General features: G+C 57.8%; 14 protein-coding genes and 3 tRNA genes. 9 read left to right on the top strand and 8 right to left on the bottom strand.

The features are described from left to right. Positions 1–44: 44 nt before the first annotated feature. Positions 45–947 (bottom strand): LysR family transcriptional regulator, encoded by a 903-nt coding sequence (locus ACR0J4_RS00220; protein WP_170641449.1) that lies wholly within the window; start codon positions 945–947, stop codon positions 45–47. A gap of 103 nt (positions 948–1,050) precedes the next feature. On the opposite strand from ACR0J4_RS00220, the gene ACR0J4_RS00215 reads away from it, so the two are divergent. Continuing rightward, a complete protein-coding gene (locus ACR0J4_RS00215) occupies positions 1,051–2,550 on the top strand; it encodes a CoA-acylating methylmalonate-semialdehyde dehydrogenase (protein ID WP_170641447.1) in 1,500 nt (499 codons plus the stop codon). A gap of 202 nt (positions 2,551–2,752) precedes the next feature. After that, positions 2,753–3,337, top strand: coding sequence for a L,D-transpeptidase (locus ACR0J4_RS00210; RefSeq protein WP_170641445.1), 585 nt, complete (start codon positions 2,753–2,755; stop codon positions 3,335–3,337). Positions 3,338–3,408: 71 nt separating this feature from the next. On the opposite strand, the gene ACR0J4_RS00205 is transcribed toward ACR0J4_RS00210, so the two are convergent. Both ACR0J4_RS00205 and ACR0J4_RS00200 read right to left on the bottom strand, forming a co-directional pair. Further along, entirely contained in the window at positions 3,409–3,885 is a 477-nt protein-coding gene (locus ACR0J4_RS00205) for a fasciclin domain-containing protein (RefSeq protein WP_170373597.1), read from the bottom strand. A 71-nt stretch (positions 3,886–3,956) separates the two neighbouring features. After that, positions 3,957–4,808, bottom strand: coding sequence for a class I SAM-dependent methyltransferase (locus ACR0J4_RS00200; RefSeq protein WP_170747364.1), 852 nt, complete (start codon positions 4,806–4,808; stop codon positions 3,957–3,959). Between the two features lie 139 nt (positions 4,809–4,947). On the opposite strand from ACR0J4_RS00200, the gene ACR0J4_RS00195 reads away from it, so the two are divergent. The 4 genes from ACR0J4_RS00195 to mmsB all read left to right on the top strand — a co-directional run bounded on the left by ACR0J4_RS00195 (position 4,948) and on the right by mmsB (position 9,236). Beyond that, positions 4,948–6,063, top strand: coding sequence for a carboxylate-amine ligase (locus tag ACR0J4_RS00195; RefSeq protein ID WP_170548998.1), 1,116 nt, complete (start codon positions 4,948–4,950; stop codon positions 6,061–6,063). 106 nt (positions 6,064–6,169) lie between these two features. Beyond that, complete coding sequence (locus ACR0J4_RS00190) at positions 6,170–7,312, top strand: acyl-CoA dehydrogenase family protein (RefSeq protein ID WP_170641441.1); 1,143 nt, start codon at positions 6,170–6,172, stop codon at positions 7,310–7,312. A gap of 7 nt (positions 7,313–7,319) precedes the next feature. Further along, entirely contained in the window at positions 7,320–8,360 is a 1,041-nt protein-coding gene (locus ACR0J4_RS00185; RefSeq protein WP_480668265.1) for an enoyl-CoA hydratase/isomerase family protein, read from the top strand. 3 nt (positions 8,361–8,363) lie between these two features. Further along, complete coding sequence (gene mmsB / locus ACR0J4_RS00180; protein ID WP_480668264.1) at positions 8,364–9,236, top strand: 3-hydroxyisobutyrate dehydrogenase; 873 nt, start codon at positions 8,364–8,366, stop codon at positions 9,234–9,236. A 79-nt stretch (positions 9,237–9,315) separates the two neighbouring features. Here the strand turns inward: mmsB and uvrA are convergent, their stop codons facing one another. The 3 genes from uvrA to ACR0J4_RS00165 form a co-directional block, all read right to left on the bottom strand. Continuing rightward, complete coding sequence (gene uvrA / locus ACR0J4_RS00175; protein WP_170641438.1) at positions 9,316–12,174, bottom strand: excinuclease ABC subunit UvrA; 2,859 nt, start codon at positions 12,172–12,174, stop codon at positions 9,316–9,318. A gap of 175 nt (positions 12,175–12,349) precedes the next feature. Next, positions 12,350–12,426, bottom strand: a tRNA-Asp gene (locus ACR0J4_RS00170). 45 nt (positions 12,427–12,471) lie between these two features. Further along, positions 12,472–12,548, bottom strand: a tRNA-Asp gene (locus ACR0J4_RS00165). 289 nt (positions 12,549–12,837) lie between these two features. On the opposite strand from ACR0J4_RS00165, the gene ACR0J4_RS00160 reads away from it, so the two are divergent. The 3 genes from ACR0J4_RS00160 (at position 12,838) to ACR0J4_RS00150 (ending at position 15,400) form a co-directional block, all read left to right on the top strand. Continuing rightward, on the top strand, positions 12,838–13,557 hold the full coding sequence (locus tag ACR0J4_RS00160; protein ID WP_170641436.1) for a porin: 720 nt from the start codon (positions 12,838–12,840) through the stop codon (positions 13,555–13,557). A gap of 91 nt (positions 13,558–13,648) precedes the next feature. Next, a tRNA-Val gene (locus ACR0J4_RS00155) sits at positions 13,649–13,723 on the top strand. Positions 13,724–13,813: 90 nt separating this feature from the next. Then, entirely contained in the window at positions 13,814–15,400 is a 1,587-nt protein-coding gene (locus ACR0J4_RS00150) for an APC family permease (protein WP_170641434.1), read from the top strand. A 41-nt stretch (positions 15,401–15,441) separates the two neighbouring features. On the opposite strand, the gene lon is transcribed toward ACR0J4_RS00150, so the two are convergent. Beyond that, positions 15,442–17,850: an endopeptidase La gene (gene lon / locus ACR0J4_RS00145; protein ID WP_170641432.1), complete on the bottom strand. Its 2,409-nt coding sequence runs from the start codon at positions 17,848–17,850 to the stop codon at positions 15,442–15,444. A gap of 203 nt (positions 17,851–18,053) precedes the next feature. Then, positions 18,054–19,184, bottom strand: coding sequence for a tRNA guanosine(34) transglycosylase Tgt (gene tgt / locus ACR0J4_RS00140; protein ID WP_170641430.1), 1,131 nt, complete (start codon positions 19,182–19,184; stop codon positions 18,054–18,056). Positions 19,185–19,205 lie beyond the last annotated feature (21 nt).

The raw sequence follows: 19,205 nt of genomic DNA, 5'->3' as shown, positions 1-19,205 counted from the left end.
ATAACGTACTGTTTTCCAAAGCGTTGCCGGAATGGTCATATGTGTCAAGTTCCGGCTTCCGCCTCAAGCCGCGCAACTTCGTCGCGAATCCCACGGGTCAATGCCTGCGCAAAGCGGTTGAGGCGTTCGTTTCGCTGATCGCCTTGATGCCGAACCAGATGAAAGCTGCGGGTCAGACTGACCTGATCGGTCAACAACCTGCGCACGTTCGGATGAAACGGAAGCGTGAAGTCATGCGCAACGCAGATCCCCGCCCCAAGCGCCGCCTGACGCAGCTGAACCGGTACCGAGTTAGATGCAAGCGCCACCCGGTCGATGCCCAGATCGTTGAGGTAGTCCAGCTCGCGATCAAATATCATATCAGGGATATAGCCGATCAAACGGTGGGCTTTGAGATCCTCGACCGTCTGGATCGGGGCGTGTCGGTCCAGATAGTCCTGCGCCGCAACCAGATGCAGTTTGTAGTCGCTAACCTTTTGCACCAGCAGTTTGCCTGCGGTCGGAGAGCTGACCGTGACAGCCATATCCGCCTCACGCCGCGACAGGTTAATGATCCTTGGCAAAGCAAGAATTTGAATGTCCAAATCCGGATTCGCGTCGCTGATCTTCGCGCAGACTTGAGGCAAAAGGTAGTTTGCCGAACCATCCGGAGCACCGATCCGAATCTGACCACTCAGCGACTCGGTCGACCCAACAACTGCGCCAGCGGCAGCGCGCATCGCCTCCTCGGCTTGCAGGCCGTGATCCAACAGGCGTTCCCCGGCGGTTGTCAGAATGTATCCTTGTTGCGACTTGGTGAACAGCTGTGCGTCCAGGCTGCCCTCTAACCGGGCGATCCTTCGGCCAACCGTAGCGGGGTCGATCTTGAGGATCCGCCCCGCTGACGACAGGCTTTCCTCACGCGCGACGGCAAGAAAAACGCGCATATCATCCCAATTTGGCGTCATACCGTCCCTCTTGCATTTTTGCAAAGCTCTTTTGAGACATTGCCTCTGTTCAGGTTATTTCTGCAAGCCTATTCTGCGCGCAAACATATCGGAGGAGTTTGCAATGCAAGATCTGACTCATTTCATCAATGGCGAGAACGTGGCCGGAACTTCAGGCCGGTTCGATGACGTTTTCAACCCGGCAACGGGTGAAGTTCAGTACAAATGCCCAATGGCCAGCGCGGCCGAAACCACCGCCGCGATCGAGGCCGCCGCGGCCGCGCAACCCGCGTGGGGCGCGACCAACCCGCAGAAGCGCGCGCGCGTCATGATGGCCATGGTCGGCCTGATGAACCGCGACATGGACAAACTGGCCGAAGCGCTGAGCCGCGAGCACGGCAAGACTATCCCCGACGCTAAGGGCGACCTGCAGCGTGGTCTTGAGGTGATCGAATACTGCATCGGCGCACCGCAAATGCTGAAAGGTGAGTTCACCGACAGCGCAGGTCCGGGTATCGACATGTACTCGATGCGCCAGCCTTTGGGTGTTGTCGGTTCGATCATGCCGTTCAACTTCCCGGCAATGATGCCTCTTTGGCACGTTGGTCCGGCGCTGGCCTGCGGCAACGCCGTGGTTCTGAAGCCGTCCGAGCGTGACCCCTCAGTTCCGCTGATGCTTGCCGAGCTGTTCATTGAGGCCGGTCTGCCCAAGGGCGTCTTCCAGGTCATCAATGGCGACAAAGAGGCCGTGGACACAATCCTCGACAGCGAAATCATTCAGGGCGTCAGCTTTGTCGGCTCGACCCCGATCGCGCAATACATCTACAGCCGCGCAACGGCCAACGGCAAACGCGCGCAGTGCTTTGGTGGTGCCAAGAACCACATGATCGTCATGCCAGACGCGGATCTGGACCAAGCCGCAGACGCGCTGGTCGGTGCGGGCTTCGGTGCGGCGGGCGAACGCTGCATGGCCATCTCGGTTGCCGTTCCTGTGGGCGAAGAAACAGCGGACCGTCTGATCGAGAAGCTGATCCCGCGCGTCGAAAAGCTGAAAGTCGGCCCCTACACGGCCGGAGACGACGTCGATATGGGCCCCGTTGTGACCGGAGCTGCAAAAGAGCGCATCCTCGGCCTGATCAACTCGGGCGTTGAGCAAGGCGCGAAGCTGGTCGTCGACAACCGCGATTTCAGCTTGCAGGGCTATGAGGACGGTTTCTTTGTCGGCCCGCACCTGTTCGACCACGTGACGCCTGACATGGATATCTACAAGCAGGAAATCTTCGGCCCGGTCCTGTCGACCGTTCGCGCAGGCTCCTATGAAGAGGCGATTGGCTTGGCAATGGACCACGAATACGGCAACGGCACCGCGATCTTCACGCGCGATGGTGACACTGCACGTGACTTCGCGAGCCGGATCAACATCGGCATGGTCGGCATCAACGTCCCGATCCCGGTTCCGCTGGCCTACCACACCTTTGGTGGCTGGAAGAAATCCATGTTCGGTGACCTGAACCAGCACGGCCCGGACAGCTTCAAGTTCTACACCCGCACCAAGACTGTCACGGCCCGCTGGCCGTCGGGCATCAAGGAAGGTGGCGAGTTCAACTTCAAAGCGATGGACTGATCCAAAGCCAATTCTGTTCAAACCCGGCCGCCCTGGCCGGGTTTTTTATTGGCAGGGTTTCGCCAGAACCCCCCGAAACCCGGATTCTCACGATAAATTCAAGCTGTAAAGGCTGGCCATTTGTGAGTCTGGCAAATATTTTCGGCGCAACTATATATTCGAGCAGATTGAACCTCCGGAGGTCGCCTTGTCCAAATCCAATATGACTCGCCGTTCGGCCCTTTTGGGGGCTGCATCCGTTCTGGCCACCCCTGCCCTTGTCCGCGCGCAAAGTTCCGATGCGTTCCCGCAAAGCGAAGACGCGATCAGCACGCAACTGCCGGTACGCCGAAATGTCTCGTCGTTCTCGCAGCAGAACTGGCAAGACCATTTTGATCAGTTGGGTGCGGGCTGCCTGCTGGCCGACATCACCAGCCGCGCGGTTCACTATTGGGGACCGGACGGGACGTATAAGCTGTACCCAAGTTCGGTTCCGATGAGTGAAGAGCTGACGAGGCGCGGCTACACCAAGGTCGTCCGCAAGGCCGAATACCCAACATGGACACCGACCGCCTCAATGCGGGAACGCGATCCGTCTCTGCCCGTGCGGATGGAGGGTGGTGACCCCGGCAACCCGCTGGGCACGCGCGCGATGTATCTGGGCTGGCCAGCTTATCTGGTCCATGGAACCCACGACACACGCAAGATCGGACGGCAGAGTTCATCCGGCTGTATCGGCCTTTACAACCAACATGTGGAAGAGCTGTACCCGCTTGTCCAAATCGGAACGCAGGTGCGTTTGGTCTGAGGGCTAAAACTCAGAAACAGCGAAGCCCCGGCCAACAGGACCGGGGCTTTTTGTTTGGCGGGAAGCCAACGTTATTCAGGCAGAATAACCTCATCGACCACATGGATAACGCCATTGCTGGCTTCGATGTCGGCCTGCACCACATCAGCGCCATTCACGCGGACGCCATTTTTAGCGTTGACGCTCAGGCGATCGCCCTGAACGGTCAGAACCTTCGCGCGCTTGCCAGCGATATCACCCGACATCACTTTGGCAGGTACAACGTGGTAGGTCAGAATCTCAACCAGTTTGTCCTTGTTTTCCGGCAGCAGCAGGCTTTCCACCGTGCCTTCGGGCAGAGCAGCAAACGCCTCATCCGTCGGTGCAAAAACGGTGAACGGGCCGTTGCCCTTCAGAGTGTCGACCAGACCGGCGGCCTGAACGGCTGCGACCAGTGTGGTGAACGATCCCGCAGATACGGCGGTGTCAACGATGTCAGCAGCCTGAGCCTTGATCGGCATGGCAAGTGCGACGGCGGCGGCAGCGCCCATCAATGTGCGACGAAACATGGCTGTCTTCTCCTCTCCAGCTTGTTATGGAAAGGTTTACGGCGCATGTTTCACACCGGATCACTTTAGGGTCACTGTTCTTTGATCTGAACCCAGATACTCTGCGCCCGGCCATCGTTCAAAAACGGTAGCGCGTCACACGCATCGCGGCGGTCCTGTTGCAGATAATACCCCGGCCAAAGCATTGAAAACGCACCAGATTGCAGAAGGGCGTGCAACATGTACTGCTCACCCCAACCTGGACAGTCGTAGAAAAAACGCTTGGGATATTCGTAAGGTAAAAAAACATCATGCACGTGAATGACAACGCCCGGTTTTAGCGTCGGAATGATGCGGCAGAAGAGATGCGCGACGTCATTGCTCATCCTAACAACATGGCTGGAATCGATGAACAGAACGTCCCCCGCCTCAAGCTGTTCGAACAGCGCCGGATCTACCTCCTCCAGCCGTTTTTGTTCGAACGTATCGACCACATGAGCGATATCCGCCCGCGGGTACGGGTCGATGGCTGTGATCTGCGTGTCCAACCCTCCGTCAAGGATGGCTTGCCGCGTCACGCGAGTTGAGTTACCGCAACCGACCTCGACCACGCGTTTCGGTTTGAACCTGCGGATCATCAGATACAGAGCGTCGGCATCGGGGCTGTCATAATAGCCGTTGCCCAGCCGGTAACCGGTCTGGTTCCGGGCCGGGTCCTTGAGGGCCTCCAGCGCATCCTTGTGTTGGCCGTATGCGGCGACCAGTTCTGCGATGTCGAAACCTTCCATCCCCGGTGACAGCGCGTAAGCCGGGCGCTCCAGCCCGCCTGCCCGCTCGAACGCCTCCAGCCGGGCGCGTTCGTCCTGTTCGGTCACCTTGTCGACCAGCTTCACCCCCAGCTCATCAAGGGCTGCGTTGATCTGCGGGAATTTTCTGGGTTTCACGAGGCCTGCTCCGTTATCGCATTGCTGCCCGTTCCTTAGCGCTGCTTGCGGTCGCTCCGCAAGCGGCGCAGCGGCAAACCCTTGGCAAAACGTTGATTTACGTATTCACTGATTGCATTGAAAAATGGCAGGTAGGCCCATGCAACAAGATTTCACGATCGGCATTGAAGAAGAATACCTGCTGGTCGACCGCGACAGCCTGCATCTGGCCGAGGCCCCCGCCGCATTGATGGAAGCTTGCCAGGCGGATTTCGAAGGGCAGGTCAGCCCAGAATTCCTGCAATGCCAGATCGAAGTTGGTACCCGCCCACACACGACCGTCAAAAGCGCGCGAGAAGATCTCAGGCGTCTGCGCTCCTGTGTATCCAAACGGGCCGCCGAGTATAACCTCAGTCCAATCGCCGTGTCCTGCCATCCGTTCGCCGATTGGAAGAAACAGCACCACACACGGAAAGAGCGTTACGACGCTCTGCAACACGCTTTGGGCGGCGTTGCACGGCGGATGCTGATTTGCGGGATGCATGTGCATGTGGGGGTTGAGGACCCGGCCCTACGCGCAGACCTGATGCCGCAACTCAGTTACTTCCTACCCCATCTGCTGGCGCTTTCGGCGTCCTCCCCTTTCTGGAATGGAGAGGATACGGGGCTTTCCTCCTACCGCCTGACCGTGTTCGACAACCTGCCGCGCACGGGATTGCCGCCGGTCTACAACAGTTGGAGCGAGTACGAACGCACAACCGGCGTCCTGGTCGAGCTTGGCGTGATCGAGGACACCACGAAAATATGGTGGGATCTGCGCCCCTCACATCGATTCCCGACGCTGGAAACACGCATCATGGACGTCCAGCCGCGGCTTGAGCACACCTTATCTCTGGCCGCGCTCGTGCAGGCCCTGACCCGTATGCTGTGTCGCCTGAAGGCCCGCAATCTGCGCTGGCGACAGTATGACCGCTTCCTGATTGGTGAAAACCGCTGGCGCGCGCAACGCTATGGGGTCGGCGAAGGGCTGATTGATTTCGGGGATCGGTCGATCAAACCCATGGCCGAGCTGATCGGCGAACTCATGGGGATGCTGGCCGAAGATGCCGAGGCGTTAGGGACCATGACCGAACTCGCCCGCCTGCGTCAGATCGCCGAGACAGGCACCTCCGCCACTCGCCAACGGCGCGTCCATGCCGATGCTGTCGCCAAAGGCGAAGACCCCGGCCAGGCCGTTGTTCGCCATCTGATCGAAGAGTTTCACGCGGACCTATAGTGAGCCCTACACACAAACAGCTCTCAGGATTGCTCATCCTGAAATAGTTCTGTAACGATTGCGAAATAAACAATCGTTCAATTCTTTGCCTGTGGGAGGGTGCGCAATGGATTTCGGGCTGACCGAGGAACAAACAGCCATTTTCGATATGGCCTATGGATTTGGGCAGGACAACATCGCCCCATTCGCCCGCCAGTGGGAGGCAGAAGGCACAATCCCCAAAGAGCTTTGGCCCCGTATCGGAGAGCTTGGCTTTGGCGCGCTCTACGTCTCGGAAGACAGCGGCGGGGCCGACCTCAGCCGTTTGGACGCCACCCTCGTGTTCGAGGCGCTGTCCATGGCCTGCCCCTCGGTCGCGGCGTTCCTGTCGATCCACAATATGTGCGCCAAGATGCTGGACAGTTTCGCCAGTGAGGACCTGAAATCACGGGTCATGCCCGATGTACTGAGCCTGAATACATTGCTGAGCTATTGCCTGACCGAACCCGGCTCCGGCTCGGACGCCGCCGCACTGAAGACGCGGGCTGAGCGCACGAACGAGGGCTACACGCTGAACGGCACTAAGGCCTTTATCTCGGGCGGCGGGTATTCGGATGCCTATGTCTGCATGGTCCGCACGGGCGCGGACGGCCCTAAGGGAATCTCAACCGTCTATGTCGAAGACGGCGCGCCGGGTCTGAGCTTTGGAGCGCTGGAACAGAAGATGGGCTGGAAAAGCCAACCCACAGCGCAGGTCCAGTTCGACGATTGCAACATCCCAGCGGGCAATCTGGTCGGCATCGAAGGGGACGGTTTCAAATACGCCATGATGGGCCTTGATGGCGGGCGTCTGAACATCGCCTCCTGCTCGCTTGGGGCTGCGCAGACCGGGTTGAACATGACCCTTCAATATATGTCTGAACGGAAGGCATTCGGCCAATCCATCGACCAATTTCAGGCCTTGCAATTCCGCCTGGCCGATATGGAGATCGAATTACAGGCCGCACGCACCTTCCTGCGACAGGCCGCCTGGAAACTGGATCAAGGCGCGCCGGATGCGTCGAAATTCTGCGCAATGGCCAAGAAATTCGTGACCGAGACCGGCTCAAATGTCGTGGATCAATGCCTGCAACTGCATGGCGGCTATGGCTATCTTGCCGATTATGGCATCGAAAAACTTGTGCGCGACCTGCGGGTGCATCAAATACTCGAAGGCACAAACGAAATCATGCGCGTGATCGTGGCGCGCCACCTGCTGGCCGGAACCTGAGGGGATCATGCCTGACATCGACATTCGCACGACCGGTCGCGCCGGGCGCATCACCCTGACCCGCCCAAAGGCGTTAAACGCCCTGAGCTATGAGATGTGCCTGGCTATCGACACCGCGCTGCGCAACTGGCGCGAAGACGACGAGGTCGACCTGATCATCCTCGACGCCGAGGGTGACAAAGCCTTTTGCGCAGGCGGCGACATTGCCAAACTCTATGAAACCGGTCTCGCGGGGGATTTCTCACACGGGCAAACGTTCTGGCGCGATGAATACCGCCTGAATGCACTAATCTTTGCATACCCCAAACCCATCATCAGCTTTCTGCAGGGTTTCACCATGGGCGGCGGTGTCGGCATCGGCTGCCACGGAACCCATCGCGTGGTCGGAGAGACGTCGAAAATCTCGATGCCTGAATGCGCGATCGGGCTGGTTCCGGATGTCGGCGGCTCGTTGATGTTGGCCTTGGCGCCAGGGCGGTTGGGCGAATATCTGGGCGTTACTGCCTTCCGGATGGGACCCGCGGATGCCATCTACGCCGGTTTCGCCGATCACTTCATCCCTCAGGCCACGTGGCCGGATCTGATCGAACTGCTCGAGGCGTCGGGCAATGCCGAGCTTGTCACCGACCACGCCCAACCCGCGCCCGACGGGAAACTGCGGCAAATGCAACCCGAGATCGACCAGTATTTTGCAGGCGAGACACTCGAGGATATCCTCATCAGCCTACGCTCCGAGGATACTGATTTCCCGTTGAAAGCGCTGGACATGATGGGCCTGCATGCCCCGCTCTCCATGGCCTGCACGGTTGAGATGATCCACCGACTGCGTGGCCCGTCCCTGACCATGCATCGCGCATTGGATATGGAGTATCGCTTCACCTATCGCGCGCAGGAACACGGAGATCTCATCGAAGGTATTCGCGCGCTGATCATAGATAGGGATCGTAGCCCAAGTTGGCAGTACCCGGATATGAAAGTACCCGCTGTCGCGGTCTCGAAAATGCTTCAACCGCTTGGCGCGAACGCACTGACTTTTCAGGAGGATTAAGAGATGCGAATCGGTTTTATCGGCTTGGGCAATATGGGCGCGCCGATGGCGGCCAACCTTGCGAAGGCCGGGCATCAGGTGACAGGTTTCGACACGGCGGGTGTAAGCGTTGATGGCGTGACGCAAGCGCAATCCGCGACAGAGGCCGTCTCAGGCGCCGATGCCGTCATCACCATGCTGCCGAATGGCGACATCCTGCGCGCGGTCGCAAACCAGATCATCCCGGCCATGCAACAAAGCGCGGTGTTGATAGACTGTTCGACTGTCGATGTAGACAGCGCCCGAGCCGTGGCAGAGCAAGCCATCGCAGCCCAGCTTCTGTCCGTGGACGCGCCAGTCTCCGGTGGGATCGGAGGGGCCTCAGCCGCCACCCTGACCTTCATGGCTGGCGGAACATCGGACGCCTTTGCCAAAGCCGCCCCCCTGTTCGACATCATGGGTCAAAAAGCCGTGCATTGCGGTGAGGCCGGTGCTGGACAGGCCGCAAAAATCTGCAACAACATGATCCTCGGCGTCACCATGATCGCAACCTGCGAAGCATTCGCCCTAGCCGACAAACTGGGTCTGGACCGGCAAAAGATGTTCGACGTGGTCAGCACATCCTCCGGCTATAGCTGGACCATGAACGCCTATTGCCCCGCTCCTGGAGTCGGCCCCACCAGCCCTGCGGACAATGACTATCAGCCGGGCTTCGCCGCCGAATTGATGCTGAAAGACCTGCGCCTCAGCCAGCAAGCCGCCGAAAGCGCCGATGCGGACACCCCAATGGGCCAAGCCGCAACCGAGCTCTACCAGCAGTTCGTTGAAGCCGAAGGTGGTTTGGGCCAGGACTTCTCAGCCATGCTGCCCAGATTTGAAAAACGCAGCCGAGAATAAGGCACAAGGATCCTTTATTCATCTGGCCAAAAATATCCCGGAGCGCGAGGCAGAGCCTCGCAAAAAACCGAGTCGCAGCCTATTCAGCCGCGACACGTGTACCTGAAAGCATTGGCTTGAGGTAACGCCCGGTGTGACTCCGCTCGACCTCCGCCACTTCTTCCGGTGTTCCGGTGGCAACGATCTCGCCACCGCCATCGCCACCTTCCGGGCCGATATCAACAATGTGGTCCGCAGTTTTCACGACGTCCAGATTGTGTTCGATCACGACAACCGTGTTCCCCTGATCAACCAGTTCATGCAGAACTTCCAACAACTTACGTACGTCTTCGAAATGCAGACCCGTCGTCGGCTCGTCCAGAATATACAGCGTCCGCCCGGTTGAGCGTTTCGAAAGCTCCTTGGACAATTTGACCCGCTGCGCCTCACCTCCGGACAGCGTGGTCGCCTGCTGGCCCACCTTGATATAGCCCAGCCCAACCCGCGCCAGAGCATCCATCTTATCGCGGATCGAGGGCACGGCCTTGAAGAACTCCTGCGCGTCTTCGACCGTCATATCAAGCACATCGGCGATGGACTTGCCTTTGAATTTGATCTCCAGCGTCTCTCGATTGTACCGCGCGCCTTTGCAGGTCTCGCAAGTGACGTACACATCGGGTAGGAAGTGCATCTCGATCTTGATGACACCGTCGCCCTGACACGCCTCACATCGACCGCCCTTGACGTTGAAACTGAACCGTCCCGGCTTATAGCCGCGCGCTTTGGCCTCAGGCAATCCCGCGAACCAGTCACGGATCGGCGTGAACGCACCCGTGTAAGTCGCTGGGTTAGAACGCGGAGTCCTCCCGATGGGGCGTTGGTCGATGTCGATGACCTTGTCTAGATGCTCCAACCCTTTGATAGTTTCGCAGGGCGCAGGCGTTTGACGCGCTCCGTTCAACCGCATTGAGGCCGTTTTGAACAGCGTTTCAATCGTCAGCGTCGACTTGCCCCCACCCGACACGCCGGTCACACAGACGAATTTCCCCAGAGGGAACTCGGCGGTCACGTTCTTGAGGTTGTTTCCCGTCGCTTTCACTACGGTCAGCTTTTTCTTGTTGCCCTTGCGCCGTTCCGTCGGCACCGCAATTTCTCGCGTACCAGCCAGAAATTGCCCCGTGACCGAGGCCGCATCGGCCGTGATCTCGGCTGGCGTTCCTTTGCTGACGACCTGCCCACCGTGGACACCCGCTCCGGGGCCGATGTCGAACACATAGTCGGCCTCACGGATCGCTTCCTCATCGTGTTCGACGACGATCACTGTATTGCCCTGATCTCGTAGGTTTTTCAGCGTGCCCAGCAAGCGATCATTGTCCCGTTGGTGCAAGCCGATTGACGGCTCGTCCAGAACATAGAGAACTCCGGTCAGACCCGATCCGATTTGGCTGGCAAGCCTGATACGCTGGCTTTCACCACCAGACAGAGTACCGCTTGAGCGCGACAGCGTAAGGTATTCCAAACCCACGTTATTCAGGAACCCGAGGCGTTCACGAATCTCTTTCAGAATCGCACGCGCGATCTCGTTTTTTTGAACGCTTAGATGGTTCGGCGCGTCCTCGACCCAGGCCAGAGCCTCACGGATCGACATCTCGACCACCTGCCCCACATGGTGGCCAGCGATCTTCACGGCCAAGGCTTCGGCGCGAAGACGGTAGCCTTCGCAAGTGCCGCAAGGACGGTTGTTCTGATAGCGCTCGAACTCTTCCCGAATCCAGGCGCTGTCGGTCTCACGGTAGCGGCGCTCCATATTCGGAATGACGCCTTCGAAGTTGCGAGTCACCTGATAGACACGCCCGCCCTCATCATAGCGGAATTGGATTTCCTCATCCCCAGAGCCGCGCAGAAACACCTGCTGCACCTTCTTGGGCAGGTCTTTCCATGGAGTATTCTTGTCGAAATCATAGTGGCGCGCGATGGCTTCGATGGTTTGCAGGAAATACGGAGACTTCCCCTTTCGCCACGGCGCAAGGGCCCCGTCATACAGCTTCAGTGTCTGATCCGGCACGACAAGGCGTTCGTCAAAGAACAGCTCAACCCCCAGGCCATCGCAATCCGGGCAGGCCCCGAACGGGGCGTTGAACGAAAAGAGGCGCGGTTCGATTTCCGGAATCGTAAACCCGCTGACCGGGCAGGCAAAGTTCTCACTGAAAGTAATCCGTTCGGGATCCCCTTCGCGCGGTGCGGTTTCCAGAATTGCGATGCCATCAGCCAAATCCAGAGCGGTGCGCAAACTGTCGGCCAGCCGCGTCTCCATCCCTTCGCGCACGACGAGACGATCCACAACCACGTCGATATCGTGGCGGAATTTCTTGTCCAGCGTCGGCGGTTCATCCAGTTCGTAGAACTCACCATCCACCTTGACGCGCTGGAATCCCTGTTTGCGCAGTTCAAGAAACTCTTTCTTATATTCACCCTTCCGGTCGCGCACGATGGGGGCCAGCAGGTAGCCGCGCGTCCCCTCTTCCATCGTCATAATACGGTCGACCATGTCCTGCACTTGCTGCGCTTCGATCGGCAGACCAGTCGCGGGGCTGTAAGGTGTTCCCGCGCGAGCAAACAGGAGACGCAGGTAGTCATAGATCTCGGTCACCGTCCCAACGGTCGAGCGCGGGTTCTTGGACGTGGTCTTTTGTTCGATCGAAATCGCCGGAGACAAACCACTGATATGGTCCACATCTGGCTTTTCCATCATATCCAGGAACTGCCGCGCATAGGCTGAGAGGCTTTCGACGTAACGGCGCTGACCTTCGGCATAGATCGTGTCGAAAGCCAACGAGGATTTGCCCGAGCCAGACAGACCGGTGATCACCACCAGCTGGTCGCGCGGGATATCCACGTCAATGCTCTTGAGGTTATGCTCGCGCGCGCCGCGCACCTCGATATTCTTCAGCTCAGCCATTCTGGCCCCCAACAAACACGTCCCTCAGAGATAGGCGAGCAGCGCTGAGTCTCCAACAGAAAAGTTAGAACAAAATGTGAACGAACCAAATATTGCCGACACATACTGACATCAGCCCGAAACAACGGCAGCCTAGCGCCAAGAACCTATGATTTACGGAATTTTCAAGGGAAAATGGCGCGGTTGACGGGGCTCGAACCCGCGACCCCCGGCGTGACAGGCCGGTACTCTAACCAACTGAGCTACAACCGCGCATCTATTTTCGTGGCCTTTAAACTGGACCAAGTCTGGCAGCGATGGCGCGGTTGACGGGGCTCGAACCCGCGACCCCCGGCGTGACAGGCCGGTACTCTAACCAACTGAGCTACAACCGCCCGCTGCCCGTTCGTTGCTGAACGTTGGGGTGTATTATGGCTACGTTCGGGCATCGTCAAGCGGCGTTTTGAAGTTTTTTGCCTGAAGCCTGATTTTTGTTTGCAGCCGCTCCTCGGCCATCCTTCGAGGCGCGGCGCGTGTGACCGCGCATTGGTGCCCCACCTGCAACAGCATATTGAAATCGCGCCAACCCCCTACTCATCCTTAACGATTAAAACTAACCAGACATTCATGCGCTTTAGTCTCATTTTGACCCGCGCCAACAAGAACACAAATCGGAGCAGCAACATGAAAAAAATCATTGCTACCAGTACATTGACCAGCCTTATACTGACCAGTGCGGCATATGCCGTCGAAGTGACCGGCGGATATGTGGACCTGGGCTATTCTACCTTCACAGACAGCGATCTTGGCGACGTCTACAACCTAAACGGCGCGGGCGAGCTGGCGTTTTCCCGTGTGTTTAGCCTGCAACTGGATGCGGGCGGCTACCGGTTCGAGGACGAGGACTATAACGGCACAAACGTCACCTTGCACGCCAACCTGCACACGCAAACCGCCTCTTTCGGCGCTTTCTACGGGCAAGACCATATCGAAGACGAGACGTTCCAATTCTATGGCGTTGAGGCTGGTTTCGGCGCAGGCCCCGCGCAGATCGAAGGGTACCTGGGCTTTCAAGACCTGAAAGAAGCCTCTGGCGCAGATGGCGCGATCCTGGGCATCTCGGCCGGAGGGGCCGTCAATGACAAATGGACTGTGATCGGCAAATACGACTACCTGAACGACATTGAAGGTTCTTTGGACGTCAGCGCATTTTCGATTGGCGCGACCTATAATGTTGGCACCAACGCACAGGTTTACGGCGAATTCGGCGCGGCCCACCTATCTATCGGCAGCGCCAGCAGCACCGAACCGTTCCTAGGCGCAGGTGTCCGTATCAATCTGGGCAACGAGCGCGGCACAACCTTCGGACGCCGTGGCGTTCTGGACAAGCTGCCCGGCCTCTAAAGAACATCAGACCCCGGCTTACAGACTGGCCGGGGTCCTGCCCCTATAAGTCTTGCAGCCGGGAATGAGCTGCGATAAGACGCCGGGCAATGGGTGATTAGCTCAGTGGTAGAGCGCTTCGTTCACATCGAAGATGTCAGGAGTTCAAATCTCTTATCACCCACCACCTCCAATTTTTCCCATCTGCAGACAACGCTTGTCAGGTCAAAAGCCGCCTGCGTATCCTTGATGCACGCAGTGTAAAGGGTTGACGCAGATGGCCAAATTGAAGCGTGACATTGGCCTACTGGGTCTGACCTTCATTTCCGTTGGCGGCATTATAGGCTCTGGATGGCTGTTCGGCCCGCTCTTGGCTGTGCAACATGCAGGACCAGCTGCGGTTCTGTCCTGGATCATTGGCGCGGTGGCCATGTTTGTTCTGGCCATCACATTCGCTGAAATCTCGGCCATGCTGCCAATTCCCGGCGGTATCGCCCGGGTTCCCCAATTCTCGCATGGCAACATCGTCGCGATGGCAATGGGTTGGACGGCCTGGATCGGCTACAACACCACTGCGCCCATCGAGGTTGAGGCAATGTTGAAATACTTAGCCCACTATGCGCCGTGGTTGCACGCTGCCGAGACCGGAGATCTGACGAGCGCAGGTGTGCTGGTCGCTCTGTCCTTCATGCTGCTGTTCGTTGTCGTCAACGCCTTGGGTGTCAAATTCTTCACACGTGTCAACGCCACACTAACTTGGGCGAAGATAGCGATTCCCGTCATTCTCTCAGCACTCTTGATTGCAAACAGGTTTGAGGTTCAGAACTTCAGCCAACCCGACGGGTTCGCGCCATACGGACTGCAAGGCATCATGGCTGCGGTGTCGACTGGGGGCGTGATCTTTTCATTCATCGGATTTCGCCACATAGTCGATATGGCAGGTGAGGTCCGCAACCCGAAATTCGCCATCCCAGCCGCGCTGGTCCTTTCAATCGTGATGTGTGCGGCCATTTATTTAGCCCTACAGATCGCATTCATCGGCGCCCTTGATCCAACTTCCCTTGCACAAGGCTGGTCCAGTCTCAACTTCGGCGGAGAAGGGCCGCTGGATGCTGTGATAATGTCGGTGGGCATTGTCTGGTTCTTAAGCGTATTGAATGTCGGCTCAGTCATCGGACCGTTCGGCAACGGGCTTGTTGCAACAGGATCAAATGCTCGGATCGCTATGGCCCTATCAAAGAACGGTTTTCTTCCTCATCGCATAATGCGCTTGTCTTCGTTTGGAGTACCCCTTTGGGCTCTTTTGCTGAATTTCGGGATCGGAGTTTTGTTCCTGCTTACTGTCCCGTTTACAACGGTCATCGCATTGAACGGGGCGGCCATTGTTTTGTCCTTCGCTGTAGGACCGATCGCTGTCGTGTGCCTCAGAAAGCTGATGCCAGATCACCCACGCTCGATCCGAATTCCCGCAGTGCGCTTCGTGGGCGCACTGGCCTTCGCCATCGCCACACTGATCGTTTATTGGAGCGGATGGGACACCGTCTGGCGCTTGGGCATCGCGTTGATCATCGGCATGATCTTGTTGCTGATGCGCTTTCACAATCATCTGGATGAGATGGATGTCGCCGAAGCGCGTTGGCTGATGCCCTATTTCGTCGGCATCGGCGTAATCTCAATACTTGGCCAGTTCGGAGAAGGAGCGTTGAATATCATCCCATTCGGCTGGGATATTCTGGTCTGCATTCTGTTCTCGACGGGGATCTTCATGATTGCCGTCCGTTCGTCCTTGGCGGACGAAAAGTTTCAGAAATACATCGAAGAAGAAGAAATTTTGGACCCTAAACAACCCGTTATCGGGCTATAGACAAAAAAGGCGGGGACCTGCCCCGCCTTTTTCATTGTGTCTTAGTGCGCCGTTGCAGACGGCCCAGAGCTTTCAGCCGCTTTTGCTGTCGCAGCCGCTGCTTCTTCTGCGGCTTCGTCCCATTCGATGGGCTCGGGCTCCTCGACCAACGCCTGTTTCAGCACTTCCGAGACGTGTTTGACCGGGATGATCTCCAACCCTTCCTTCACGTTGTCCGGAATGTCGGCCAGATCCTTTTCGTTTTCTTCCGGGATCAGAACCGTCTTAATGCCACCGCGCAGAGCCGCCAGCAGTTTTTCCTTCAAACCACCGATCGGCATCGCATTCCCACGCAGTGAGACCTCACCCGTCATGGCGATGTCCTTGCGTACCGGGATACCGGTCAGGACCGAGACTATCGAAGTCACCATTGCCAAACCAGCCGACGGGCCATCCTTGGGCGTTGCCCCATCCGGCACGTGCACGTGGATATCGATCTTGTCGAACTGAGGCGGCTTCACCCCAATCTGAGGCGAAATCGACCGCACATAGGATGAGGCTGCGTCGATGGATTCCTTCATCACATCGCCCAGCTTACCGGTGGTCTTCATCCGCCCTTTTCCGGGCAGTTTCAGTGCCTCGATATGCAGAAGGTCTCCACCAACCGAAGTCCATGCCAGACCGGTCACGACACCAACCTGATCATCCTGCTCGGCTAGCCCATAGCGGAACTTCGGCACTCCTAAGAAATCATCCAGATTTTCAGGCGTCACGGTGACCGAGTCAGCCTCTTTCTTGATGATCTTGGTCAGCGATTTCCGCGCCACTTTGGCGATTTCACGTTCGAGGTTCCGCACGCCCGCCTCTCGGGTATAGGTGCGAATGATCGACTGCAGCGCCTCATCGGTCAGTTCAAATTCCTTGGCTTTGAGGCCATGGTTCTTGACCTGTTTGCTGATCAGGTGCTGTTTGGCGATCTCGGATTTTTCCTCTTCGGTGTAACCGGCCAGCGGGATGATCTCCATCCGGTCCAGCAGAGGCCCAGGCATGTTGTAGCTGTTCGACGTGGTCAGGAACATCACGTTGGACAGGTCATATTCGACCTCAAGGTAGTGATCCATGAACGTGCTGTTCTGCTCTGGGTCCAACACCTCAAGCATCGCCGAAGCCGGGTCACCACGGAAATCCTGCCCCATCTTGTCGATTTCATCCAACAAGATCAGCGGGTTCGTGGTTTTCGCCTTTTTCAGCGCCTGAATGATCTTACCGGGCATTGAGCCAATGTAAGTCCGGCGGTGACCCCGAATTTCAGATTCGTCGCGCACACCACCCAGCGAGATGCGAATGAACTCACGCCCCGTGGCTTTGGCAACGGACTTACCCAGCGAGGTCTTACCCACACCCGGAGGACCAACAAGGCACAGGATCGGGCCTTTCAGCTTTTTCGAGCGCTGCTGAACCGCCAGATACTCAACGATCCGCTCTTTGACCTTCTCAAGCCCATAGTGATCGGCATCCAGAATGTCCTGCGCGCGGCCCAGGTCCTTTTTGACGCGGGATTTGGTGCCCCACGGCAGCGACAGGATCCAGTCCAGATAGTTGCGCACGACGGTGGCCTCAGCCGACATCGGGCTCATGTTGCGCAGCTTCTTCAGCTCGCCTTCAGCCTTTTCGCGCGCCTCTTTCGACAGCTTGGTCTCGTTGATCTTTTCTTCCAGCTCGGCGACTTCGTTCGAGCCGTCCTCGCCATCGCCAAGCTCCTTCTGAATGGCCTTCATCTGCTCATTCAGATAATACTCGCGCTGCGTCTTCTCCATCTGGGATTTTACGCGGGTCTTGATCTTTTTCTCGACCTGCAGAACCGACATTTCGCCCTGCATCAGGCCATAGACCTTCTCGAGCCGCTCGCTAACCGAGAGCGTCTCAAGCAGTTCCTGCTTTTGCTCGACTTCAATGCCCAGATGACCCGACACGAGGTCGGCCAATTTGGCAGGCTCGGCGGTTTCACCCACAGCAGCCAAGGCTTCCTCGGGGATGTTCTTCCGAACCTTGGCGTAGCGCTCGAACTCATCCGCAACGGTGCGCAGCAGCGCTTCGGTCGTAGTGACATCGCCGGGGATTTCGGTCAGATACTCGGCACGGGCTTCGAAAAACTGATCGTTTTCAAGGAATTCCGTAATCTGCACACGCGCCTGCCCTTCGACCAGCACCTTGACGGTGCCGTCGGGCAATTTCAGCAGTTGCAGCACATTGGCCAGAACACCGGCCTGATAGATACCATCCACATCCGGATCATCGACACTGGGGTCGATCTGGCTGGACAACAGAATTTGCTTATCATCCTGCATCACCTCTTCCAGCGCGCGGACCGATTTGTCTCGGCCCACGAAGAGCGGCACGATCATGTGTGGAAACACCACAATATCGCGCAGCGGCAGGACGGGGTATGAGGAATTCAGAGGCTCTTGCATGCTCTATCCTTATCATTGGCAAGACGGCTCTGGTCCCTGCTTGAGGCAACCGCTGGCCGTCTCCTGTCTTGGATGGTTTAAGGTGGGGCTGTTACCGCCCTATTTCAACCTCACCACCGTGTCTCAATGCGCAGCATGACCAAAGGTTCTGCTGACCGCAAGGCGCGCCGGGAAGATATCCACCGAAATTGTGCCGGTGCCTGCTAAATCGGCTCAATATCGCCCTGCACGCGTTGCGCATGGAATTTGGCTTGCCAGGCCTCAAACGTTCCAGCCGCAATCGCGTCACGCATACCCTGCATGATTTCCTGGAAGTAGTGCAGGTTATGCCAGGTCAACAGCATGCCCGAGATCATCTCGTTCGAACGGAAGACATGGTGCAGGTAGGCGCGCGAGTAGTTCGAACAGGCAGGGCATGTGCACTCTTCATCCAACGGACGTGGATCATCGGCGTGGCGCGCGTTCTTGATGTTCACCACGCCGTGGCGTGTAAAAACTTGACCGGTGCGTCCGGACCGGGACGGCAAAACGCAATCCATCATGTCTACACCGCGCGCCACGGCGCCTACGATATCATCCGGTTTCCCCACGCCCATCAGGTAGCGCGGCTTGTCGGTGGGCAGGAAATCGGGGGCAAAATCAAGGCAGTCAAACATCGCCTCCTGCCCCTCACCAACGGCTAGACCGCCGATAGCGTAGCCTTCGAACCCGATCGCTTTCAGTGCCTCGGCGCTTTCTTCGCGCAGGTCCTGTTCCAACCCGCCTTGCATGATCCCAAACAGCGCGTGGCCGGGGCGATCCCCAAACGCATCGCGCGACCGCTGCGCCCAACGCATCGACAGCTGCATCGACTCGGCTATACGTTTCCGGTCCGCAGGCAGTGAAGGGCATTCATCGAAACACATCACGACGTCCGACCCCAGAAGGCGTTGAATCTCCATTGACCGTTCCGGTGTCAGCTCATGCTTGGAGCCGTCGATATGAGATTTGAAGGTCACGCCCTTTTCGGTCAGTTTGCGCAACCCTGCCAGAGACATGACCTGAAAACCGCCCGAGTCGGTCAGGATGGGACGTTCCCAATTCATGAACTTGTGCAGCCCTCCCAAACGGTCGATCCGTTCGGCCGTGGGGCGCAGCATCAGGTGGTAGGTATTGCCCAGCAGGATATCGGCCCCGGTGGCGCGCACACTTTCGGGCATCATCGCCTTGACCGTTGCTGCAGTGCCAACCGGCATGAACGCAGGCGTACGAACCTCGCCGCGTGGCGTGTTAATCACGCCGGTGCGGGCTTTGCCGTCGGTTGCTTTGAGGTCAAAGGAAAATTGCTGGGTCATGTCATCATCTCGGATCGCGGA

The organism is Ruegeria sp. B10, from assembly GCF_056539825.1.
This window is presented reverse-complemented; position numbering and strand designations above follow the sequence as displayed.